The sequence below is a fragment of the Lentzea sp. CA-135723 genome, from assembly GCF_050936595.1.
Taxonomy (GTDB): Bacteria; Actinomycetota; Actinomycetes; order Mycobacteriales; family Pseudonocardiaceae; genus Lentzea.
Genome location: NZ_JBNJMK010000001.1, coordinates 2,074,309 through 2,097,861 on the forward strand (window position 1 = coordinate 2,074,309; position 23,553 = coordinate 2,097,861).

Genomic DNA, 23,553 nt, shown 5'->3' on the forward strand with positions numbered 1-23,553 from the left:
ACCAACATCGCGCTGACACGACCCGCCCCTGATTTGGGTCGTCGCGGTCGCACAGGCGAAGATCCCCTGATGGACGGCCGACCACGGCTTCGCGTCGCACTGCTCGGTGAGTTGCTGGTCTACCGCGGTGACCTACCCGTGCACCTCGCGGGCGCACGCCTGCGCAGCCTCCTGGTGCGGCTCGCGCTGGCGGGTGGCCGCGCGGTCGAGGCGGCTGTCCTGACGGATGCCGTCTGGCCCGGTGAGGCGCCGCCGGGTCCCGCCGCCCTGCAGATGCTGGTGTCCCGGCTGCGGCGCGCACTCGGCCCGGACGACGTGGTCGTGACCCGCGCCGCCGACGGGTACAGGCTGGAGGTGGATGCCGCCGACGTCGACGTGCTGCACTTCGAGCGACTCGTCTCCTCCGGCAGGCAGAGGCTCTCCGCGGGAGACCCGGTGGCGGCGTGCGCACTGCTGACCGACGCGCTGGACCTGTGGGGTGATCGTCCTGGAGCCGAACCGGCGGTTCTCGCGGCCGCGGCGCCGTCGACGGCGGTCCGGCTGACCCGAGTGTCGGTCGACGCGGCCGTCGACCTCGCCGACGCCGAACTCGCCCTCGGCCGCGCCGGCACGGCGGAGGCCCGGCTCACCGGCCTGGCCCGCGAACACGAGATCGACGAACGGGTGGCCGCGCTCCTGATGGACGCACTGGCCGCCCAGGGCCGTCAGGCGGAGGCGCTGGCGGTCTTCGAACGGGTGCGCGAGACCCTGGCCGACGTCCTCGGCGCCGACCCCGGGAGCGCGTTGGCGGAACGCCACCTGCGGCTGCTGCGTTCCCCGCCGCAGACCGCGGTCCCCTCCCCGCCGAGCACCCTCCCCGAACCGCTCACCAGCTTCGTCGGTCGCGACGACGACCTGGCGCGGATCACCGCGCTGCTCGCCTCCGGACGGCTGGTCACCGTGCTGGGGCCCGGTGGAGCGGGCAAGACGCGCCTGGCCGTGGAGGCCGCCCGCCGCCTCCCGTTCCGCGACGGCACGTGGATGATCGATCTCACCCTGGTGACCGCACCCGAGAAGACCGCCGCCGCAGTGCTGTCCGGCATCGGGCTGCGTGGCGGCACGATGCTCGACACCCGCAGGCCACCGCAGGGTGACGAGGCGGACCTGCTCGTCGACGAGCTCAGCGGACGGGAATGCCTGCTGCTGTTCGACAACTGCGAGCACGTCGTCGATGCGGTGGCCCGGCTGATCACGAGGCTCCTGACGCGGTGCCGGGGTGTGCGCGTGCTCGCGACCAGCCGCGAACCCCTGGCCGTCGACGGTGAGGTGCTGGTGCCGCTGGGCCCGCTGGCGCTGCCGGACCACCGGGACGGCCCCGAGCAGGCCCGGCTGGCGTCCTCCGTGCGGTTGTTCGCCGAACGCGCCGCGGCCGTGCGGCCCGGCTTCGCGGTGGACGAGTCCACGGTGTCCGATGTCGTGAGGATCGTTCGCGGTCTGGACGGGTTGCCGCTGGCCCTGGAACTGGCCGCCGCCCGGCTGCGCGCGTTGTCGCTGGAGGACGTGGCGGGCGGGCTGTCCGACCGGTTCCGCCTGCTCGCCGCGGGAAGCCGCACCCCGGTGCTCCGGCACCGCACGCTGCACGCGGTCGTCACCTGGAGCTGGGACCTGCTCGGCGAGCACGAACGCACCGTCGCGGAGAGGATCTCCGTGTTGCCCGGCGGCATCACCACGGCGGCGGCCGCGGCGGTCTGCGCGGACACCGGCATCCCGGCCGACGAGGTACCCGGCCTGCTCGCCGCGCTCGTCGACAGGTCCCTGCTGCACCTCGCGGCCGGCCGCTACCGGATGCTCGAGACCATCCGCGAGTACGGCGTCGGCCGGCTCGCCGAGGGTGGGACGCTGAGCACGACCCGCGACCTGGCCGCGGCCCACTCGATCGCGGTGATGGCCCACCACGACGCCCGGCTGCGCGGCCCCGGCCAGCTCAGCGCCGTGCGGGACATCGACGCCGAGTACCCCAACGCGCTGGCCGCGTTGCGCCACCTGTGCGCCACCCACGACGCGGCGGGAGCGATCGCGCTCTCCCTGTCCCTCACGTGGTTCTGGCAGATGTCCGGCCGGCACTCCGAAGGCTCCGACCGGCTCGGCGAGGTGCTGGCACTGCCCGGCGCGGAGCCGACACCGGAACGGGACTGCCTCCTGGCCGTCGACCTGATCAACCGCGCGGACTCCCTGGCGGACATCACCCCTGGCACCGCCGTCACCGACGGCGGCGACGTCGTGGAACTCGCCCACCGGCTGCTCTCACACCGGAAGCTGCCCGGTCAGTACGCGGTGTTCGGCCCCGTTCTGCTCTTCCTGCACGACCAGGAGGCAGCGCTGGACCACTTCGGGCGGCTGGCCGAGGGCAACGACGTCTGGCTGGCGGGGCTCGCCCACCTGTTCCAGGCCGAGATCGCCGAGAACGCGGGTGAGCTCGAACGGATGCGCCACCACGTGGACGCGGCTCTCGACCGCTACCGGCAGGCCGGCGACAGCTGGGGCCGGGCGGCGGTGCTCTCGATGCGTGCCCGGCTGCTGCGGTACGACGACCTCGACGGCGCACTCGCCGACCTGCTCGAAGCCGAGGCGCTGGCGGGCGGGTTCGGCTCGCTGAGCCTGAGCGACCGGCTGTACCGCGATCTGCGGTGGATCGATCTTCACTTCCGGCGCGGTGCCACCGGCGAGGCCGTGGCGCTGCTCGACTCGGCACGGCAGCGGGCGGCACGCGCGTCCTCGGCGGAGATGCTGATCGTCGTCAACGCCCGAGAAGCCGAACTGCGCGTGAGACTCGGCGATCTCGCCGAAGGGGACGAGTTGCTCGTAAACGCGGAACGCCTTCTGCACAAGGATTCCACCGCGCACACCAGGACGCTGGTCTGCAACGCACGAGCGGCGTGGTGTCTCGCGGTGGGCGACGTGCCCCGCTCTGCAGCACCGTTGGCGGCGGCACACGAAGCGGCGTTGTCCACTCAGGAACTGCCGGTCGTCGCACTCGTCCTGGTCACCGCGGCGGCACGAGCCGAGGCCCTTCGACAACACCACGACGCCGCTCTGCTGCTCGGCGCCGCGTCACGCTTGAGGGGCACGCACGACCGCACGGATCCGCAGATCCTCGATCTCACCGTTCGCAGCAAGAACGTGCTGGGAGCGGAGGGATTCGCAGCCGCTTACGCAGCCGGGTGGGAGCTGGACGGCGAGCAGGCCTCTCACGTCGCCCTGTTCACACCAATCATCTAGTAGTTAGACAAATGTGGTAACTTTGGCCCGTCGCCCCTTCTGGCAGCTGTCACCGCAGCACTCAGACCCCGACGTGAGGACGTGCATCCGCCGTGCCAGCCCCCAGCATTCTCATCTCCGGCGCCAGCGTGGCCGGGCCGGCTCTGGCCTTCTGGCTCACCAAGGCCGGGTGGCGCACGACCGTGGTGGAACGCTTCGCCGAACTGCGCGACACCGGTCACAACATCGACGTCCGCGGTGCCGCCCGTGAGGTCGTGCGGCGGATGGGGCTCGAGCAGACCATGCTCGCGTCCCGCACCGGCGAGGAGGGCCTCGAGTTCGTCGACGACCGGGGCAGGCAGGTCGCGGTCTTCCCCCGGTCGGCGTCGAGGGTCGACGGGGCGACGGCGGAGCTGGAGATCCTGCGGGGCGAGCTCTCCCGGATCGTCTGCGACGGCACCGCCGGCGGCACCGAGTACGTGTTCGGGGACCAGATCACCGGTCTCGACGACACCGGCGACCAGGTCGAGGTGACGTTCAGGAACTCCGCGAAGGCGTCGTTCGACGTCGTCGTGATCGCCGAAGGGCTCGCTTCCCGCACCCGCCGGTTGATCATGCCGGAGGCCGGGATCAGCCGCCTGGACCTGTACAGCGCCTACCTGACGATCCCGCGCACCAGCGAGGACAACGACTACTGGCGCTGGTACAACGCCCCCGGTTCCCGCGTGGTCATGACGCGCCCGGACAACCTCGGCACCACCCGCGCTCTGCTGAGCTTCACCAGCACCGTGCGCGGGCTGGAGGACCTGCCCCAGCACGAGGTGACCGAGGTGCTGCGCCGCACGTTCGCCGACGCGGGATGGGTCGCCCCGCGAGTGCTGGACGGGCTCGACGCGCCCTACTACTTCGACGCGGTCGGCCAGGTCCGCCTGCCCCGCTGGAGCCGCGGCCGGGTCGGGCTGCTCGGCGACGCCGCCTACTGCGCCTCTCCGCTGAGCGGGATGAGCACGAGCCTCGCCCTCGTCGGCGCCTACGTGCTCGCGGGTGAGCTCGCGACCGCCGGCGATCCCGCAGCCGCATTCGCCGCGTTCGAACGGACGATGCGCCCCTACGTCGAGCGCGCCCAGAAGCTCCCGCCCGGCGGGCCCCGCCTGGTGCATCCCCGAACCCGCGCGGGGATCAGGGCTCTGCACACGGCCGCGCGCGTCATGGGCAGCAAGCCGGTGCAGAAGCTCGCGGTGTTCGACCGCCTCTCGACGACCCAGGCCGACAGCTTCGTGCTGCCCGACTACCCCGCCCTCACGGCCGCCGGGACCACGCCCCGCACCACCGGGCCGTGACCGCGTCCGCCGACCGCGTGATCCACACCGGCGCGGTGCCCCTGAGGGCAACCGGCGAGATCGCCAGGCTCGTGACGGAGTTCCTCAGCGCGGCCGGGACGCGGTAGGCCGTCGGCCCCTACTCGGCCAGAGGCTCAGACCCCTGTTCCGGCGCGGCGTACATCACCTGCAGGACCATCTCGAGGTAGGTGGCGACGACCTCGCGATCGCGGGGATCGAGTGCTCGCCCCACCGCGTCGATCCCCTCGATCGCGGGGAGCAGGAGCGCCAGGCTCGCCCGGTGCGCGGTCGGCGTCGACCGCACCACGATCCTGCGGCGGTCCTTCTCGTGCGGCGTCCGCTGCACGTGCCCTGCCCGCTCCAGCCGGTCGATCACCGTCGTGGTGGAGGCCACCCGGAGACCGAGACGATCAGCGAGCTCCGCCGTGCCCATGGGACCGAACTGCTCCAGCAGGGCCAGCGCGCTCATGTCCGTGGGGTGGACGTTCATCCGCCGCGCCGTCCGGTTGGTCAGCTCCCGCGAGGCGTTCACCAGCCGCTGGACCGAGAGCGTGGTCGGATCGAGCTCGGGAATCGCCGGCTCGGCGTCCACCTGCCCGCTCGTCGCTGACACCGATGCACTCCCTCAGTGACCGCATTCGTCTGGTTACCAGACGGCACGCTACACCGGTGCCCGATTCGTTCCGGGAGTTCGCCACCCGGCCGTGCCGTCCCTGATCCGCGCTTCGGCTGCGCTCTCGGCGAGCGTGCTGGAGCGGAGTGTCCGGCAGGAGGAGGTCGTCCGGCGTCGGTGACGGCTCCCCCGCTTCGGGCGAGCAGGCCCGTCACCGCACCGCCCGGTACCGTCCGCCGCATGCGGGTGCTGCTGGTCGAGGACGACCACGAGCTGGGACGGGCGGTCGTGGGCGGGTTGCGCGCGAGCGGGTTCGCGGTGGACTGGGCCACCGGGGTCCAGGAGGCCGACCTCAAGCATTCGGTGCACGGCTACGACTGCGTGGTGCTCGACCGCGGGCTTCCCGGTGGCGACGGTCTCGACCTGCTGCGGCAGTGGAGGGCCCGGCAGGACAGGACTCCCGTGCTGGTGCTGACCGCGCTGGACGCGGTGCCGGACCGGATCGCGGGGTTCACCGGCGGAGCGGACGACTACCTCGGCAAGCCCTTCGCACTGGAGGAGCTCGCGGTGCGGGTCGGCGCGTTGTGCCGGCGGGTGGAGCCGCCGCGCGCGACGGTACTGCGGGCGCTGGGGGTGGAGATGGACCTCCCCCGGCGGCGCGTCCGGCGTGACGGTGTCCTGTTGTCGTTGACGGGCAAGGAGTTCGCGGTGCTCGAGCTCCTCCTCACGAGGGTGGGACACGTGGTGTCGCGATCGGAGTTCATCGAGCACTGCTGGGACGAGATGGCCGAGCCGATGTCCAATGTGGTCGATGTCGTCATTGCCGGGCTTCGGCGCAAGCTGGGAGATCCTCCCGTGATCGGCACGGCCCGCGGTGCCGGCTTCGTCGTCGACGTGGCGCGGTGAACCGCCTGCGGCGGTTGCGCTGGCAGCTGACCGCGTTGTTCACGCTCACGACCGCGATCTGCCTGGCGGTGCTGGCGGTGCTCGCCGGCGTGATCGACCAGCGCTCGCGTGAGGACGCGGTGGACGCCGGGATCGACCGGCAGGCGACGGGGCTGTCCAGGGCGGTCTACTTCCAGAACGGGACGTTGCACCTCGAACCGCTCGGCGAGGACTACCTCGCGCGCGAGGCCGCCGGGCTCGCGGTGCTGGCCCGCACGGGCGACCGCTGGGAGACCCGCGTCGAGCTCGGCCGTCCGCGAGCGGTGGACCCCGCGACGTTCGAGCAGGTCCTGAGCACCGAGGACGTCGTGCTGACCGGCGGTCCGGACGAACGGATGGCCGTCGCGCCCGTCTGGGACGAGAGCCGGATCGGCGCGGTGGTGGCCGTCAGCGCGGGGCCTCCGGACGACGGTCACGCGGTGCTCGTCCGGTGGCTGTGGATCGGCTGTCTCGCCCTCGTGCTCGTCGCGGCGGGTGCCGGACACCTGCTGTCGAAGCTGAGCATGCGGCCCGCTGTGCGCAGCCTCGGCGAGCAGGAGCAGTTCCTGGCCGAGGCGGCGCACGAACTGCGCACCCCGCTGGCGACCCTGCGCCTGGTCGTGGACGGGGACGTGCGGGATCCCGCGGAGGTCCGGCGGCTCGTGGATCGGCTGGGACGGCTGGTCACCGGTCTGCTCACCCGAGCACGGGTGCGGGGCGGCACGCAGGAGATCGAGCGCACGCCGTTGCGGTTCGACCAGCTCGTCGAGCAGGTGGCGGACGAACTGGGTCCGGGCGGCGTGCGCGTGACGACCGCGCCGGTGGTCGTGCACGGCGACCCCGAACTGCTCGCCCAGGCCGTGCGCAACCTCGTCGACAACGCGCTGCGGCACGGCGGCGGGGACGTCGAGGTGTCGGTGTCGGAGGGGCTGCTGTCCGTGGTGGACTCGGGCCCCGGTCTCGGCCGGTCCGAGTCGGCGGGCAACGGCATCGGGCTCGCGATCGTGCGCTGGGTGGCGCGGCTGCACGGAGGTTCGGTGCGGCTGGCCGACCGGGCCGGAGGGGGCGTGGTGGCCGAGCTGCGGCTGCCGTCCTCATGATTTCCTCATGACCGGCGCCGCAGTCTTGCGGCATGACGAAGTCGAAGATCGCGGTGGCGCTGGTGGCGCTGCTCACCGCCACCGCCTGCGGGTCCCCGCGGACCGGCGCGGAACAGGCCGTGATCCGGGTCGACCAGGTCGGGTACGCGCCGCACGAGGCGAAGCACGCCTACCTCATGGCGAAGCTGCCCGTGGACAAGGCGGAGTTCCGCGTGGTCGACCGGGCCGGGAGGACGGTGCTCAGCGGGGTGGCCGGTGCCAGGGAGCGTCCGTGGAACAGCACGTTCCGCACGGTCAGGGTGCTCGACCTCTCGGCGCTCCACGCACCCGGCAGCTACCACGTCGAGGTCAGCGGCACCGCCTCCGGCCGCTCACCCGAGTTCCGGGTGGCGGCGGCGAAAGACCTGTTCGACCCGCTCGCCGCGGACAACGTGCGGTTCTTCCGATCGCAGCGCGACGGCGCCGACGTCGACGAGACCCTGTTGCACCGCAAGCCGTCCCACCTCGCCGACCGCGCCGCGGAGGTCTACGCCCCGCCCCGGATCGACATGGAGGCCCACCGGCTGCTCGACCAGGAACTCACCCGCACCGGCGGGCCGGTCGACGTGGAGGGAGGCTGGTTCGACGCGGGTGACTTCCTGAAGTTCACCCACACCACCTCCTACTCGACCGCGCAGCTGCTGCTGGCCCAGCGCGACGGCACCGGCGGGTCCGCGCTCGCGGCCGAGGCACGGCACGGCATCGACTGGCTGGCGCGGATGTGGACGGGTGACGTGCTGTACGCCCAGGTCGGCATCGGCGTCGGCAACGAGACCGTGCGCACCGACCACGACGTGTGGCGGCTGCCCGAGGACGACGACCGGCTCGACGCTCCTCCCGGATCGCCCGACCACCACGTGAAGCACCGTCCGGTGTTCCCGGCCAGCCGGCCCGGTGAGCCGGTCAGCCCGAACCTCGCCGGCAGGGTCGCTGCCGCCTTCGCGCTGTCCGCGCAGGTGAACGCCCAGGCCGACCGGGCCCGCGCGGTCGAGCACCTCGGGATCGCGGCGCAGGTCTACGCACGGGCCGACCGCGGTCCCGCCGCGCTCGTCACGGCGTACCCGCCCGAGTACTACCCCGAGAGCTCGTGGCTGGACGACCTGGAGTTCGGCGCGACGGAACTGGCACTCGCCGCCCGCGCCCTGGGCGACTCACGCGCCGACGACTGGACCGCGGAGGCCCGGCAGTGGGCCGAGCGGTACCTGGACTCCGACAGCCGCGGCCCGGCCGGCCTCGCGGACGTGAGCGCGATGGCCCACGCCGATCTCGCCGGGCTCGTCGACCAGCAGCAGCGCGAACGACTGGTCGACGACCTCCGCAGGCCGTTGCGCGCCGCCGCCTCGACGGCCGGCGACGACCCGTTCCGCGCCGGTGTGTCCTATGTGGACTTCGACTCGGTGCCCCACGCGTTCGGACTGGTGATCAGCGGGCTGCTGAACAGGAAGCTCACCGGAGACCGCGCCTTCGACGACCTCGTGACCTGGCAGCGGAACTGGGCGCTGGGAGCCAACCCGTGGGGCGTGTCGTTCGTCGTCGGCGCCGGGTCGGCCTCGGTGCGCTGCCCGTCGCACCAGGTCGCGAACCTGACCGCCGAGGTCCCGGTCGGAGCGGTGGTCAACGGGCCGAACGGCGCGCAGCACTTCGAGGAGCTCAACGCGTTCCCGGCGTTGCGCGCCTGCCCCGCGGACGGCACGAACCCCTACGCGGAGTTCGACGGGAACGGCGCGCGGTTCCTCGACCACGCCGGGGCGTGGGCGAGCGCCGAGGTCGCCATCGACTTCACCTCGACGGCACTGCTGGCGTTCACCCTCGCCGCTCAGGTCAGGTAGACCCGGTCCTTGAGCTCCTGGATGGCGTCGTACGCGGCGGCCAGGTCGGCGGCGTCCGGTGCGGTGAGGAAGATCCGCAGCGGGCTCGACAGCAGGTCGGTGGTCGGGCGGATGCGCTTGCCGGGACCGAGCTTCACGCTCACGAGGTGCACGCCGGGCAGCGCCGCGATGGCGTCCACCGCCTCCTGGTCCACCCCCGTGACCACGCCGTCCTGGTCCGTGCTCGTGTTGTGCACGACTGCGGGCTGGACGCGGTCGTAGCGGCGGTTGCCGTACGTGGCGACGAACTTCTGCGGGTCCGTGTAGGCGAGCACGATCAGGTCGGCCTGGTTCGCCGGCAGGCAGACGTCGTGGAAGCCGGGGGTCATGTTGCCGTTCAGGCGCGCGCCGATCTCCACCAGCGCCGGGCCCTGCGCGGTCATCATCACCTCGGCGTGCGCCGGGCCGTGCTCGATGCCGAGAGCCGCGAGGACGGTCTCCAGGTAGGCCATCAGTTCCGGCACGGGGTGTTCGCCGGAGTCCAGCAGGACGTCGCGGTCGTAGATCCGCTTGCCGGTGGCGGTCGTGGTCTTGTCGTACTGCCAGACGCCGCACAGGTAGTGCTCGCCGTTGGCCGACACGGTGTCGACGATGTACTCGGTTCCGTCCAAGTAGGACTGCACGAGGACCTCGGTGTTGCGGTGGTCGAAGATGTCGACGGTCCCCAGCACCTCCTGGGCCGCCCTCTCGACCTCGGCCTCGTCGCGGCAGACGCTGACGCCGTCCGAGGACGCCGAGCTGAGCGGCTTCACCACCACGGGGTACTCGCCGCGCTCGCGGGCCCACGCGACGGCCTCGGCGGGGCTCGTCGTGCGGAGCTGGTCCGCGCAGCGGATGCCCTTGGCGCGCAACGCCTCGATCATCTCGTACTTGTCGCGGCGGGCCGTGGAGAGCGCGGAGCCGTTGGACGCGAGCCCGAGGCGTTCGCTCAGCAGGTCGGCCAGCGGCACGCCCGGTTCCTGGCCCGCCAGCACCGCGACCGGCTTCAGCTCGGCCAGTGCCGCCACCGTCGTGCCGACGTCCTCCGGGCCGGCGCAGACCAGCTCGTCCACGTACTCGGCCAGGTTCGGCGCGAGCATGGAGGCCATCGGTTCGGCCGAGCTGCGCACGTGCAGGACGGACACACCGGCCTTGGCGAAGGCGGCGGGGAGGAAGTTGCCGGTCGAGTAGCCGTCGACGATCACGGCGAGGGGCTGGGTGGTCATCGAGGCGCTTTCGGGTAGGGGGACGTGCCGGTCAGCCGAGGGCCAGCATGACCGGGGTGTGGCTGCGGGGGTCACCGGTCTCGTACGGGCCGAGGACCATGACGTCGACGGTGAAGCGGTGCTCGAGACCGGCCTGTTCGGCCCACCGCAGCACGTGCGGGGCGCGGTGGTCGACGTCGAGGCGCAGCACGCCGGGCGAGGCCGCGGCCAGGTCGTCCAGCAACGCGATCGCCGTCTCGGGGTCCGGGGCGGTGACGGGGCCGAGGACCGTCGTGCCGACGTTCGGCCACGCGCCGCCGAACGCGATGACGCCGTCCGGGCCGTCGACCACGCGGAACGTGTCGCAGAACTCCGGCAGCGCCGCGATCAGCTCCGTGCGCGGCGCGCCGAAGACATCGGTGTCGAGCGCGGTCACGGCGGGCAGGTCGGCGGCGGTGAACGGACGGGAACGCCCGGACGGCGCGATCGGCGACGCCGGGGTGCCGCGCACCGTCGAGCACAGGCCGACCGAACGGAAGCCGAGCTTCTCGTACAGCGGCTTGCCCATCGGGGTCGCGGTGAGCAACGCGCTCTTGGCGTCGACGTCGGCGAGCGCGTGGCTCAGCACCTGGGTGCCGAGTCCCTTCCGCGCCTGCTTGCGCGAGACCAGCATCATGCTGATCGCGTTGACGTCACTGCCGTAGGGAGCGCCCACGACCACGGCCGCCAGCCCGCCGTCCGGGTCGTCGATGCCGTACACGCGGCCGATCGAGAACAGCAGCCGCCACTTGTGGTCCTCGAGGGGCCACTCCCGGTCGGTGCCGAGGTCGAGGCACGCGTCGAGGTCGGTCAGGTCCAGTCGGCGAACGGTCCAGCTCACAGCGCCTCCGGCAGCAGTCGATCTTGCACGTGAGGCCAGCCTAGTGATCTCAGCACGTCGTGGGGCGGGTGCTCGATCAGGTAGAAGTGCTCCCCCGGCAACGTGTGCGCGCCGAACTCACCGGTCGTGAGCTCCGCCCAGCGGCCGGCGCGCTCCGGCGAGCAGTGGCTGTCGCCGGTGCCGTTCACCGCGGTCACCGGGCAGCGCAACGCCTCGCCCGGCACGTACCGGTAGTTCTCGAACATCACGAAGTCCGCCCGCACGTACGGCATGGCGAGCTCGGCCAGCAGCGGGTCGGCGAAGAGCTCCGCCTCCGTACCGCCGAGCCTCGCGAGCGAGGCCATGATGCTCTCGTCGCTGCGCTGCGCCGCACCGACCGGAGCGAACTCGGGATCGTGCGCGGCACGGGCACCGGACACGAGCAGGTGCGCCACCTCCACCCCCGACGTCTCCAGCAGGCGCGCCACCTCGTACGCGACGACCGCGCCCATGCTGTGTCCGAAGAGGACGATCGGGCGGCCGGTCAGCGGGGCCAGCGACTCCCGCACGCCCCGCGCCATGGCCGTCAGGTCGGTGGGGAGGTCGTCGGTGAACCTGTCGGCACGTCCGGGGTACTGCACCGCGTGCAGGTCGAACCCGGTCAGCTCCGCCGCCCACGGGCGGAAGAACGACGCCGAGCCCGCCGCGTGCGGGAAGCACACCAGCACCGCCGCCGCGTCCGGGCGGGGATCGGGGTTGCGCAGCCAGGTCATGACGACACCACCATGTCGCGCAGCTCGTCGAACGAGCGCATGCCGTAGACCTCGGCGAAGTCCAGCTCGACGCCGTACCGTGCGGAGATCTCCTCGATGAGCCTGATCAGGCCGAGCGAGGTGCCGCCGGAGTGGAAGAAGTCCTGTCCCGGCTCCGGTGGCCCGCCCGCGAGCTTCGTCCACAGCCTGGCCAGTTCGGCGGCGTCGCCCTGGAGGGAGTCGTCCTCGGCGGGAACCTCGCGACCGCGTTCCCACAGCTCGGCCAGCGCTCGCTTGTCGACCTTGCCGGTCGGACCCGTGGGGAACTCCGCCACCACGACGACGTGCTCGGGCACCACGTGCCGCGGCGCGCGGGCCCACGCCCGTTCGCGCAGGTCGGCGACCGCGGCATCGGAGCGGACGAACCCGACGAGCGACCTCGCTCCCGGTTCGCCGACCGCCACGACGACGGCCTCGGCGACCGCGGGGTCGGCGGCGAGCACCGCGGCCGACTCGGCGGGGTTCACCCGGTAGCCGCGGACCTTCACCTCGTCGTCGAGACGCCCCAGGAACTCCAGCGCGCCGCTGGGGAGCAGGCGCACCCGGTCCCCCGTCCGGTAGGCGGTGGCGCCCGCGAACGGGACGAAGCGGCTCGCGGTCAGGTCCGGCTCGCCCGCGTACCCGAGCGCCAGCCGGTCGCCGCCGATCAGCAGCTCGCCGGGCGTGCCGTCCTCGACCTCCCGCAGGTCTTCGTCCACGACGGACAGCTCGGCGCCCGCCGCGGGGAACCCGATCGGCATCGTGGCGCACTCGGCGCCGTCCCACCGCGCCACGTCGAACGCCGCGGAGATCACGCTCGCCTCGGTCGGGCCGTAGGTGTTGACCAGCCGGACGCCGGGGTGCGCCGCGAGCAGCCGGGTGGCGTGTGTGACGGACATGACGTCACCGCCGGAGGTCACCAGCCGCAACGACCCCAGTGCGTCCAGGTGGTGGTCCACCATCAGCGCGAAGATCGACGGGCTCGGGTGCGCGACCGTCACGCGCGGATCGGCCATGGTCGTGGCGAGCGCGTGCAGCGACGACGCCGAGGCGCGGACGCAGAACACCGTGGCGCCCGACAGCAGCGAGCACCAGATCTCCAGTGCCGAGGAGTCGAACGCGAGGGTCGCCGTGGCGAGCACGCCGTCGTCCGGCCCGACGGAGAACAGGCTCGGGCGTGCCAGCCGGACGATCCCGCGCTGCGGCACCGCGACCGGCTTCGGCTGCCCGCTCGAACCGGACGTGTACATCGTGTAGAGAACGGCGTCCGGCGCGCTCGGGGCGAGCTCCGCCGGGGCGTGGCCCGCCATCTCCTTGACGTGTCGTGCGGGCAGACCGAGGTCGGCCGAGTGGTCGTCGGTCAGCAGGAGCAGCCTCGCCCCCGCGGTCTCGGCCATCCACCGCGCGCGTTCGGCGGGGTAGGTCGGGTCGATCGGCACGTAAGAAGCGCCGGCGAACGCGGTGCCCAGCATCGCCACGATCGAGTCGCGGCCTGCCTGGCCGTAGACGCCGACGCGATCGCCGGGCTCGACGTCCCACGCCCGCAGGGCCCACGCCGCCTCGGTCGCGGCGCGCAGGAGCTCGCCGTAGGTCAGCGATCCTCCCGCGTCGTGCACCGCGATCTTGTCCGGGTGCGCGGCGGCGACCCGCTCGAAGTGTTCGGGCAGTCCGGTCATGACTCGTCCTTCGTGGTGGCGGCCTCGACGAGGGCGATCTGGTCGCCCAGCGTGCGGGCCGCGGCGAACTCCCTGACGGCGATCTTGACGTCCAGTGCCGCGCTCAGCCGGCGGATCAGGCGGATGAGGACCAGGGAGTCACCGCCGATCGCGAAGAAGTCGGCGTCGTCGGTGAGGTCCGGGTAGCCGAGCCACTCCTGCCACAGCGACGTCAGCAACGCCCTGGGCGTGCTGTCCTCCGCCGTGACCGCCTCGACGGGCTCCGGCGCCTGCACGGCCCTGCCCGCCTCCGGAGCGGTCGAGACCCGCCCGTGGAACGGGTAGCCGGGCAGCCGCGCCGGTGTGCCGGCGGGGACGAGCCGGGTCAGGTCGACCGGCTGTCCCAGGGTCCACAGCGCGGCGAGGCCCGTGAGCGGGGCGTCGTCGTCACGGCTCGACGCGAGCGCGACACCGGTGAGGCCCTCCGCGGTGGCCGACCCGCTGAGTGCGCGGCCGGGACCGACCTCGACGGCGACCGCGCCGGGGAACCGTTGCGCGAGCGCGTTGAGACCGTCCGCGAACCGCACGGTGCCACGGGCGGACTCGGCGAACATCGCCGTGTTCACCGGAGTGCCGGCGTCGACGAGCTCTCCGGTGGCGTTGGCCAGGAACGGCACGGCGGCCGGGCGGGCGGTGATGCCGGCGAGCTCGGCCTCCAGGCCGGGGATCGCGCCTTCGACCAGTGCGCTGTGGAACCCGTGCAACGTGGTGAGCTGGCGGTGGAACACCCGGTCGCCGAGGTGCGCGGTGAACGCCTCGACGGCGGCGGCCGTCCCGGACACGACGCAGCTGTCGGACGTGTTGACCGCCGCGATCTCCAGCTGGGCGCCGCTCTCGTCCAGGAGCTTGCGCACGTCCGCCTCGCCGCAGCCGACGGCGAGCATCCGGCCCTTGGGGCAGTCCTGCATGAGCTTGCCGCGCGCGGTCACGAGCCTCAGCGCGTCGCCGCGGGTGAGCACCCCGGCGACGCACGCCGACGTGAGCTCTCCCAGGCTGTGCCCGGCGACGGCGGCCGGCCGCAGACCGAGTCCGCGCAACGCCTGCGTGGCGGAGTGCTCCAGCACGAACAGGGCGGGCTGCGCGATGTCCGTCCTGCCGTAGCGCCAGCTGCGGCTCGTCCTGTCGTACAGGGCGCGGCGGACGTCGCCCGCGAGGACGGCGGGCAGTTCGGCGAGGCACTCCTCGACGAACTCCGCGAAGCCCGGCAACCGGTCGCGCCACGCGAGGCCCATGCCCAGCGGCGTCGATCCCTGTCCAGGGAACAGGAACACCAGGGGCGCCGGTCCCGTCAGCGGCCGGACCCCGGTCGTGCGTTCGGTGCGCAGCCGTCGCGCGACCTCGTCCGGCGTGCGGCCGACGACCGCGAGCCGGTGGTTCAGCGCCGCGCGCCCGTGCACGAGGGTGTGCGCGACGTCGTCCAGGCGGGCGTTCGCCACGTGGTCCGCGAGCCGCTCCGCCGATCGGCCGAGGGCGTCCGAGTCCGCTGCCGAGAGCACGAAGATGCTGTCCCGCAAGGGTTCCGACGGCGCTTCGGGCCGCGGTGGCGCCTGTTGGAGGATCACGTGGGCGTTCGTGCCGCCGATGCCGAACGAGCTCACGCCCGCCCGCCGCGGTTCGGGTCCCTGCCACGCGGTGGCCTCCGTCGGCACGGACACGGGCGCGCCGCGCGTGGCGAGCATCGGGTTCAGCTCGGTGAACCCCGCCACCGGCGGGATCACGCCGTCCCGCAGCACGCGCAACGTCTTCGCCACCGACGCCAGGCCGGACGCCGCGTCGAGGTGACCGATGTTCGCCTTGACCGCGCCGAGCCTGATCTGCCCCTCCGGCACGCCGTCGAGCGCGGCGCACATCGCCTTCCACTCGATCGGGTCACCGACGTAGGTGCCGGTCGCGTGCGCCTCCAGGTACCCGAGCGACGCCGCCGGCACGTCGGCGGTCCGCAGCGCGGCCCTGATCACGGCCTCCTGGCCGATCGCGGACGGCGCGTTGTAGCCCGCCTTGGCCTGGCCGTCGTTGTTCACCGCGGTGCCGAGGATGATCCCGTGCGGAGCGGCTCCGTCCACGTCGGCGAGCCTGCGCAGCACCAGCGCGACCACGCCGGAGCCCGCCAGCGTGCCGTCGGCGCCCGCGTCGAACGGCCGGCAGGCACCTCCCGCGGACATGATCCCGCCGCGCACCCGCAGGTGCCCCTCCTGCGGGAACCCGATGGACGCGGCGACCACCAGCGCCTGGTCGCAGTCGCCGCCGAGCAGCGCCTGCACGGCCGTGTGCAGCGCGACCAACGACGACGAGCACGCCGTCTGCACGGTCAGCGCCGGTCCGCGCGAGCCGAGCTTGTAGGCGATCCGGGTCGCCATGTAGTCCTGGCCGGTGCCCACCTCGAGCCGGTCGTGCATGTCGTGCGGCAGTTCCCCGCCCACGAGAATCCGCCGCTGGTAGGCACTGCTGCTGGAGCTCGCGTACACGCCGGTGCGCACGCTCGCGTCGAGCGGGTCGCGCCCGGCGTCCTCCAGCGCCGCCCACGCGGCCTCGAGCATCAACCGGTGCTGCGGGTCGGTCATCTCGGCGTCCCGCGGGCTCATGCCGAACAACGCCGTCTCGAACCGGTCGGCGTCCGGGAGGTACCCGCACACCGGCACGTACTCGGAGTCGCGCACGCGTGCCTCTGGCACACCGGCGGCGATCAGCTCGTCGAGGTCGCGCGGGCCGGTGAACACCTCACCGGCACCGACCGCGGCCATCCACTCCCCGGGATCCGCCGGACCGGGCAGGCGGGAGTACAGCCCGGTGACGGCGACGTCGAACGCATCGTCGCGGGTCACCGCGTCACCTCCGTGCCGCGCCGGGCCCGCGCCGCGAGCCGGGAGCGCCGGTCTCCGCCCGCGTCCTGCGGTGCCGGGCCGGTCCCGCGCACGAGGTCGGCCTGCGAGGTCACCGTCGCGGCCGTGAAGAGGTCCGCGATGGACACCTCGACACCCGTCCGCGTCGTGATCTCCACCTGCAACAGCGGAACCAGCAACGAATGCCCGCCCACGTCGAAGAAGTTCTCCTCCAGCGGAACCTCGGTCACACCGAGAACCGCGCACCACGCCGCCGACACCTGACCCACCACGTCATCAGTGGTGGCCGGCACCGCGGCGGCGCCGCGCACGAGCTCGATCTGCGAGGTCACCGTCGCCTCCGTGAACAGGTCCGCGATGGACACCTCGACACCCGTCCGCGTCGTGATCTCCACCTGCAACAACGGCACCAGCAACGAATGCCCACCGACGTCGAAGAAGTTCACGTCGACCGGAACCTCGGTCACGCCCAGCACCGCGCACCACGCCGCCGAAACCAGACCGGCCACGTCGTCAGCACTGGCGGGCACCGCCGCCACCCCGCTCACGAGCTCCACCTGCGCCAGGACGGACGCCTCCGTGAACAGGTCCGGAATGGACAGCTCCACGCCGGTCCGCGCCGTGATCTCCACCTGCAACAGCGGAACCAGCAACGAATGCCCACCGACGTCGAAGAAGTTCACGTCGACCGGAACCTCGGTCACACCGAGAACCGCGCACCACGCGGCCGACACCAGGCCCACCACGTCATCGGCGGGAGCGGCGGCCTTCGGCGAGCCGACCGGCTCGTCCTCGACCAGCAACGCGTCGTGGTCGACCTTCCCGTTGGGCGTCAACGGGAACGCGTCGAGCACCCGCAGCGCCTTCGGCACCATCGGCTCGGGCAGCCGTGCCGCGAGCCGGCGCCGCGCGGCCGTGGCGTCGAACCCGGCAGCGGCGACGACGAACCCGAGCAGGTGCGTGCCCGTGGGGTCGGGCCGCACGACCGCGCCGCGCACGCCGTCCAGCTCGGACAGCGCCGCCTCGACGGCGCCGAGCTCGACGCGGTGCCCGCGGATCTTCACCTGCTGGTCCGCCCGGCCGAGGAACTCGAGCTCGCCCGCCGGGGTCCAGCGCACCCGGTCGCCGGTGCGGTAGGTCCTGCCTGCGGTGAACCTGTCGGCACCGAACGCCGGGTCCTCCGGCCGGCCGCGGTAGCCGCGCGCGACACCGGCGCCGCCGATGCGCAGCTCGCCGACCGCGCCCGGCGGCGCGAGCTCACCGCGGTCGTCCACGACGTACAGGCGGGTGCCGGGGATCGGACGGCCGATCGTCACCGGGGCCGGCGCGTCGTACACCCGGTGGGTGGCCCAGACCGTCGTCTCGGTCGGGCCGTACTCGTTGACCAGCTGGGCGTCCGGCGCGACGGCGAAGTGCCTGGCCAGCAACGGCTCCGGCAGCGCCTCACCGGCGACGACGACCCGGCGCAGCGTGCGCAGCGCCGACCCGTCACCCGCGCAGGACAGCACGAGGTCGTAGAGCGCGGGCACGCACAGCAGGTCGGTGACGCCGTGCTCCTCGATCAGCGCGAGCAGCCGCTTGGGGTCGCGGACGTCGTCCAGGCCGGCGATCACGAGCGTGCCGCCGCTCGTCAGCGTGCCCCACAGGCCCGCGGCCGAGGAGTCGAACGCCAGGGGCGACACGTGCAGGAACACCGGGGTGCCGGGGTAGGCGGCCCGGCGGGCCGCGGTCGACGCCGCGAGCTGGCCGTGCTCGACCACGACGCCCTTGGGTTCCCCGGTCGTACCCGACGTGTAGATCAGGTAGGCGGGGTCGCTCGCGGAGACCGGCGCGCTGTGGTCCTGGGTCGGCAGGTCGCGCGCCTGGTCGACGCGCAACGTCACGAGGCTGCGCGAGATCCGGTGGACCGTCTCCTCGGTCGTCAGCACGTGGCTCACGCCCGCGTCCGCGAGCACGGCCGCGATGCGCTCGTCCGGCACGGCCGGGTCGAGCGGCAGGTACGCCGCACCCGCGCGGAGAACGCCGAGCGCCGCCGCGACCATCGCGGGCGAGCGTTCGGTGAGGATGCCGACGGTCGCACCGCCGCCGACGCCGAACTCGTTGAGCCTGCGCGCGACCGAGCCCGCCCAGGCCTGCAGCGACCGGTGGTCGAGGGTCTCGCCCGCGTGGACGACGGCGGGGCGTTCCGGGTCGGCCTCGGCGGCCTTCTCGACCACCGTGACGTCCGCACCGGCCGCGACGGGTCCGCCATCGCCCAGCGCGAGCAGCTCCGCGACGGTGTCGTCGTCGAGCATCGGCAGCTCGCCGATCGGCCCCGCCGGGGACACCAGGCCGGCGAGCACGGTGCGCAGGTGCGTGGTCAGCTGCTCCACCTGCGCCTCGGTGTACTGGTCGGCGCGGTAGATCGACCCGAACTCGGCGGTGTCCTCGCCCGCGCGCAGCCAGACCGTCAGGTCGTACTTCGACACCTCGGTCGGGAACCTGACCGGCGTGAGCTCCAGGCCCGGCACGCTCAGCGCGCTCTGGTGGGCCGCGTAGTTGAACAGCACCTGGAACACCGGCGACCGTCCGCCGGTGGACGCGGCGCCCAGTCCCCGCACGACCTCGTCGAACGGCACGTGCCGGAACGTGAACGCCCGCAGCAACGCCCGGTGCGCCGCGGCGAGGTGGTCGGCGGCCGTGCTGTCGTCCTCGACGCTCAGCCGGACGGGGGTCGGGTTGATGAACATCCCGGCGGTGTCGGCGAACGCGGCGGTGCGGGTGTCCATCGTGGACCCGAGCACGACCTCGCGCGCACCGGTGTAGCGGCGCAGCGTGATGCCCAGTGCGGCCATGCCGATCACCTGGGGCGTGGTGCGCAGCTCGCGGGCGGTGTCGAGCACCCGGCGCCACAGCTCGGCGTCGACCGGCACCCGCACCTCGGCGCCGCGCTTGCCGTCGGTGGGACGCGCGGAACCCAGCCCCAGCGGGCGGTCCGCCACCGGCACGCGCAGTTCTTCGAGCCACGCCTCGACCTTCTCGGCCGCGGGACGGGGCGAGGTCGCCTCCCACGCGGCGTACTCCGCGTACGACGGCGCCTGCGCCGCCTCCGCCGTGCCCGCGTAGTGCGCGAACAGGTCGCCGGTCACCAGCCGCACGGTCCGGCCGTCGGTCACGATGTGGTGCGCGGTCAGCAGGACGACGTGGTCGTCGTCGGCCAGCCGCAGCACCTCCAGCTCCGCCAGCGGTGCCGCGCCGACGTCGAACACCCTGGTGGCGGCGGCGTGCAGCACGGCGTCCAGCTCGTCCGCGGCGATCTCCCGCACCCGTGCGGGCATGCTCTCGACCGGCCACAGGGCACGGCCGGGCACGCCGGCGGACTCGACGATCCGCAGCCGCAGCTCGGCGTGCCGGGTCAGCACCGCCGTCCACGCGGCGGACAGCGCGTCGGCGTCGAGGGCTCCGCGGACGCGCACCGCCCACGGGACGGTGAACTCGAAGCTGTCCGGTTCGACCCGCGCCGCGAGCCACAGCCGGTGCTGGGCCTGCGACAGCGCCTGGTTGGTCGCGGCGGTGTGGACCATGAGGTGCTCTCTCCTACTGGCAGGTGCGGGTGAAGCGGAACTTCGCGGTGTCCTCGATGCGGACGACGAGCTCGGTGAGCGCGCTGTGGTCGGGCACGCGGCCGTAGACCTTGCCCAGCCTGCTGAACGCCCCGCCGTGCCAGGCGACCTCGTGCCCTGGCCCCACCCGGACGTCGACCAGGTCGACCCCGGCGAGCGCGTGCAGGTCGGCGAGGCCGTCGACTCCCTCGACGGCGGTCGCGTCGGTCGGCGGCAGGAACACGTACTGGTAGATGACGCCCGCACCGGCCTGCTCCGGCGGTGCGGGTGCCTCGCCGAGCGCGAGCCGGAAGGCCGCCTCGACGACGGAGTAGCCGAACGCGCGGTCGAACAGGTCGGGGACGTGCCCGCCCGCCCTGCCGTTGACCTCGATGAGGCGCGGCCCGGCGGCGGTGAGCTTCAGTTCGGTGTGGACGATCCCCGTGCGGATGCCGAGGGCGAGCACCGCGGCCTCCGCGACCTCGACCACGCGTGCGGTCGTGGCCTGGTCGACGGTCGAGGGCACGAAGAACCCGCGCTCGCGGAACGGCCGTGCCAGCGGGAGCTTTCCGACGACACCGAGCGGGAGCACGCGGCCCTCGTGCACGGCGGCCTCGACCGAGACGTAGTCGCCGAACTCCGGACCGGCGACGCCGGGATCGCCGACCAGCAGCTCCTCGGCGACGAGCGGACCGTCCGGCAGGAACCGGCGCGCCGTTTCCCTTGCGGCGTCCAGGCTTTCGACGCCGGTCACGCGCAGACCGCCGGTTCCGCCCGCGGGCTTGAGCACGGCGGGCAGCCCGGTCGCGGCGATCGCACCGTCCACATCGGACTCGGAGGTGATCACGGCGTGCCGCACGACGTCCAGCCCGCGGGCCGCGAACGCCTCACGTTGCGCCGCCTTGTCCTGCAGCACGGCCGTGACGGCGGCGGAGTGCCAGTGCGGCGTGCCGAGGCGTTCGGCGACGGCGGCGGCGATCGGCAGGCACAGGTCGCTGAACGTCACGACCCCGTGGACGCCGGTCGCCACGACCTCGGCGGCCGCCTCGGCCGTCGGCGCACCGGCGGTGTCCACGAGGGTGAAGCGGCGACGCAGCGCGGGCAGCACCTGGGCGACGTGGGCCGACGCGGAGTCGACCACGAGCACCGGCTCGACGCCGAGCGCGCGGGCCGCCGCGGAGAGTTCCGCGGGGCCCGCCGAGCCCTGTTCGTAGGCGACCGCCAGTCTGCGCACGGTTAACGGGACTTCTTCGGCGCGACGGCGTCGCTGCCGGCGGGCCAGCTGCGTTCCGCCGCCATGTACAGCAGCTCCGACGACACGCCGCGCTTCGCGCAGAGCTCGGTGAGGATCTCCGACTGCTGGATCTGCTCGGCCTCGGGGTCGTACCAGCACCCGGTGAGGTGCTTGAGCCACGGCTCCATGCCGAGCGCGTACACGAAGACGTTGCGGGCGCCGACCTGCTGCGCCACCTTGTCCGCGGGCTCGGCGAACGAGCCCTTCAGGCCGCGGGCCAGGTCGTCCTTGCGGTTGATGGGCTTGTCGAGCAGCGGGCCGTAGAGCCAGCTCATCGGCGCGCCGACGCATTCGAGGCCGATGAACAGCGCGTCGACGGTGCCGATCTCCCTGCCGACGAGCTCGTAGATCGACGGGTCCATGGGAGAGGTGTCGGTGGCGAACAGGAAGCCGCGGCCGCCGATGCGCACCATCGGCACCATCTTGCCGCGGATGTCGAGGTCGCCGTGCTCGCCGAGGAACGGCAGCGCGGTGATCCGCGCCTCGCCGAAGTCCGCCGACTGCACCTCGCCGAGCTCGACCACGTTGCGGAAGCCGAAGCTCTCCAGGAAGACGCGGATGTTGTAGTCGGGCAGCGTGCCGCCGGACGTCATCGGGACCACGATCGTGCCGATGCGGTCGCGCAGCTGCAGCAGCGTCTCCAGCGAGAGGTGGTCGGAGTGGCCGTGGCTGATCACCACGACGTCGATCCGCTCTGGCAGGTCCGCGATCGTGAAGTGGTCCCAGCCGTCGTCGTCGTAGCCGAGGGTCGGGTCGGTCATGACCGTGAAGCCCTCGTACTCCATCAGCACGCTGGCGTGCCCGAAGTAGCGGACGCGGACCTGGCCGGGCTCTGCGTGCTCGTAGGGCCTCGGCTCGCGGTCGACGAAGAGGCCGCGGAAGATGTCCTTCTGCACGCCCTCCAGCTCGAAGAGCTCGACCAGCGCCTCGACGTCGACGCGGCGGCGGTGGCCGGCGAACAGCTCGCCCAGCTCGGGCGCGGAGAACGGCACCTTCAGCTCGGCGCGGCCCTGCGAGAAGATGGGCGAGCCGTAGATGAAGGGCTGGTCCGGGTCGTGCCGCGGCAGCAGCGAGATGCACTGCGCCTCCGGCTGCAGCGCGGCCGTGCGGTAGAGCAGCGGCTCGAAGAAGCGCAGCGAGGGGCTGTTCGCGGTGTCGTAGACGAGCTCGGAGATCCCGTGCAGGCTCGGCGGCAGCTCCGCGTACAGCCCGGCGAGAGACCCTCCGACCGCCTTCTCGCGCAGGATCGCGCGCATGGTGTCGATGTCCTCCGCGAGCTGCAGGCGCGGCCTGCCCTCCTTCAGGGTGGTCTCGACCAGCTCCTCGATCGCCGCGACACCACCACCGCGCGGATTCACGAATGGCGAGCCGAACATGTCCGGATTGCGAAGAGCTGCCTCGTGCGTGTGCGGTGCCGCGAGGTAGCTGCGCAATGCGGGAAGCTGCCTCTTCGCGAGGTTGAGCGCACCCGTGTGCGGTGCGGCGAAGTACGGAAGCGCATACCAACGGTGGATGAGCGGCTGCACAACAGTAGATGTCGCGAGGTAGCGCCCTGCCGAAGTGTCCGAAGTCATTTTCTCTCTCTCCATACAGGCTCGACAAGGCCGTCGAATGGGTCGACAAATTCACTTGCGGAGGGCACCGGAAAGGCACTCCACGCACGTGTGCGGGATTCAGGTCGATGATCGGCGCGCGCAGCGACGACCGGCCACGACCGCGGCCGGCGAGCTGACGCATCTACCAGTGACCACGCAACGACGTGCGTGGATGTGGCCGATTCGACTCGAACGGACTAGCTGATCAGGCCGTTCGCGCCTCGGCTGACTCTTCCCCTGACTGCAAGCTGCTACTTCTCCCCTTTGATTACTCCACCCGAGTGATGACACCACCCCTAATGGCCCTCGGGCGCAGAGCTGATTCCAAGTCTAAGCGCCTCCGGAGACGCCATGTCAAGTATTTGATTTTCTAATCGGCACTTCAGGGTTTCCTGCCTCCTGCCCTCCGGCCGCCTTGACGACCCATCTCGACTGGCATATACATTCAGCGAATCCAGGGTTGGGCGGTTTCTTTGCGCTGCTCGGCCGGGTTCGGGGGGCGAGTCTTTTTCCGGGGGCAAGGTCAGCCGGCTCGCTTTGCTGTGCTGCCCAGTTTCTCCAGCCGGGATCGCT

General features: G+C 72.6%; 14 protein-coding genes. 5 read left to right on the top strand and 9 right to left on the bottom strand.

Translation table 11 applies throughout. The features are described from left to right. Positions 1-69 precede the first annotated feature (69 nt). On the top strand, positions 70-3,258 hold the full coding sequence (locus ACQEU1_RS09025; RefSeq protein ID WP_433198228.1) for a BTAD domain-containing putative transcriptional regulator: 3,189 nt from the start codon (positions 70-72) through the stop codon (positions 3,256-3,258). A gap of 92 nt (positions 3,259-3,350) precedes the next feature. Next, positions 3,351-4,577, top strand: coding sequence for an FAD-dependent monooxygenase (locus ACQEU1_RS09030; RefSeq protein ID WP_433198230.1), 1,227 nt, complete (start codon positions 3,351-3,353; stop codon positions 4,575-4,577). A gap of 118 nt (positions 4,578-4,695) precedes the next feature. On the opposite strand, the gene ACQEU1_RS09035 is transcribed toward ACQEU1_RS09030, so the two are convergent. After that, positions 4,696-5,190, bottom strand: a complete 495-nt coding sequence (locus ACQEU1_RS09035; RefSeq protein ID WP_433198232.1) for a MarR family winged helix-turn-helix transcriptional regulator — start codon at positions 5,188-5,190, stop codon at positions 4,696-4,698. Positions 5,191-5,430: 240 nt separating this feature from the next. Between ACQEU1_RS09035 and ACQEU1_RS09040 the strand changes: the two genes are divergently transcribed. Genes ACQEU1_RS09040 through ACQEU1_RS09050 form a run of 3 tightly spaced genes read left to right on the top strand, consistent with a single transcriptional unit; the run spans position 5,431 to position 9,082 of the window. Continuing rightward, positions 5,431-6,096 carry a response regulator transcription factor gene (locus tag ACQEU1_RS09040; protein ID WP_433198234.1) on the top strand — a complete coding sequence of 222 codons (666 nt, stop codon included), beginning with the start codon at positions 5,431-5,433 and terminating at the stop codon, positions 6,094-6,096. Then, the gene (locus ACQEU1_RS09045; protein WP_433198236.1) at positions 6,093-7,214 is read left to right on the top strand and encodes a sensor histidine kinase; all 1,122 of its coding nucleotides are present in this window, start codon (positions 6,093-6,095) and stop codon (positions 7,212-7,214) included. The genes ACQEU1_RS09040 and ACQEU1_RS09045 overlap by 4 nt, the downstream gene beginning before the upstream one ends. A gap of 32 nt (positions 7,215-7,246) precedes the next feature. Next, entirely contained in the window at positions 7,247-9,082 is a 1,836-nt protein-coding gene (locus ACQEU1_RS09050) for a glycoside hydrolase family 9 protein (protein WP_433198238.1), read from the top strand. Here ACQEU1_RS09050 and ACQEU1_RS09055 read toward each other — a convergent pair. From ACQEU1_RS09055 to ACQEU1_RS09090, 8 genes are read right to left on the bottom strand one after another with little or no spacing between them, the layout of a single operon-like run. Further along, a complete protein-coding gene (locus tag ACQEU1_RS09055) occupies positions 9,070-10,326 on the bottom strand; it encodes an ATP-grasp domain-containing protein (RefSeq protein WP_433198240.1) in 1,257 nt (418 codons plus the stop codon). The two genes, ACQEU1_RS09050 and ACQEU1_RS09055, sit on opposite strands and share 13 nt — an antisense overlap. Positions 10,327-10,357: 31 nt before the next feature. Then, the gene (locus tag ACQEU1_RS09060; RefSeq protein ID WP_433198242.1) at positions 10,358-11,185 is read right to left on the bottom strand and encodes a GNAT family N-acetyltransferase; all 828 of its coding nucleotides are present in this window, start codon (positions 11,183-11,185) and stop codon (positions 10,358-10,360) included. Next, positions 11,182-11,937, bottom strand: coding sequence for a thioesterase II family protein (locus ACQEU1_RS09065; protein ID WP_433198244.1), 756 nt, complete (start codon positions 11,935-11,937; stop codon positions 11,182-11,184). The genes ACQEU1_RS09060 and ACQEU1_RS09065 overlap by 4 nt, the downstream gene beginning before the upstream one ends. Further along, complete coding sequence (locus ACQEU1_RS09070) at positions 11,934-13,631, bottom strand: non-ribosomal peptide synthetase (RefSeq protein ID WP_433198246.1); 1,698 nt, start codon at positions 13,629-13,631, stop codon at positions 11,934-11,936. The genes ACQEU1_RS09065 and ACQEU1_RS09070 overlap by 4 nt, the downstream gene beginning before the upstream one ends. Beyond that, positions 13,628-16,492, bottom strand: a complete 2,865-nt coding sequence (locus ACQEU1_RS09075; protein WP_433198248.1) for a type I polyketide synthase — start codon at positions 16,490-16,492, stop codon at positions 13,628-13,630. Before ACQEU1_RS09075 ends, ACQEU1_RS09070 begins: the two co-directional genes overlap by 4 nt. Next, the gene (locus tag ACQEU1_RS09080) at positions 16,489-20,073 is read right to left on the bottom strand and encodes a non-ribosomal peptide synthetase (protein WP_433198250.1); all 3,585 of its coding nucleotides are present in this window, start codon (positions 20,071-20,073) and stop codon (positions 16,489-16,491) included. The genes ACQEU1_RS09075 and ACQEU1_RS09080 overlap by 4 nt, the downstream gene beginning before the upstream one ends. Positions 20,074-20,086: 13 nt before the next feature. Further along, positions 20,087-21,325, bottom strand: a complete 1,239-nt coding sequence (locus ACQEU1_RS09085; protein WP_433198252.1) for a hypothetical protein — start codon at positions 21,323-21,325, stop codon at positions 20,087-20,089. Positions 21,326-21,327: 2 nt separating this feature from the next. Beyond that, positions 21,328-22,959, bottom strand: a complete 1,632-nt coding sequence (locus tag ACQEU1_RS09090) for an MBL fold metallo-hydrolase (protein ID WP_433198254.1) — start codon at positions 22,957-22,959, stop codon at positions 21,328-21,330. Between the last annotated feature and the right edge of the window lie 594 nt (positions 22,960-23,553).

Excerpts from the sequence above, each read along its gene's own strand:
- ACQEU1_RS09025 (WP_433198228.1), top strand. The coding sequence starts at position 70 with ATGGACGGCCGACCACGGCTTCGCGTCGCACTGCTCGGTGAGTTGCTG.
- ACQEU1_RS09040 (WP_433198234.1), top strand. The coding sequence starts at position 5,431 with ATGCGGGTGCTGCTGGTCGAGGACGACCACGAGCTGGGACGGGCGGTC.
- ACQEU1_RS09050 (WP_433198238.1), top strand. The coding sequence starts at position 7,247 with ATGACGAAGTCGAAGATCGCGGTGGCGCTGGTGGCGCTGCTCACCGCC.
- ACQEU1_RS09055 (WP_433198240.1), bottom strand. The coding sequence starts at position 10,326 with ATGACCACCCAGCCCCTCGCCGTGATCGTCGACGGCTACTCGACCGGC.
- ACQEU1_RS09065 (WP_433198244.1), bottom strand. The coding sequence starts at position 11,937 with ATGACCTGGCTGCGCAACCCCGATCCCCGCCCGGACGCGGCGGCGGTG.
- ACQEU1_RS09070 (WP_433198246.1), bottom strand. The coding sequence starts at position 13,631 with ATGACCGGACTGCCCGAACACTTCGAGCGGGTCGCCGCCGCGCACCCG.
- ACQEU1_RS09080 (WP_433198250.1), bottom strand. The coding sequence starts at position 20,073 with ATGGTCCACACCGCCGCGACCAACCAGGCGCTGTCGCAGGCCCAGCAC.
- ACQEU1_RS09090 (WP_433198254.1), bottom strand. The coding sequence starts at position 22,959 with ATGACTTCGGACACTTCGGCAGGGCGCTACCTCGCGACATCTACTGTT.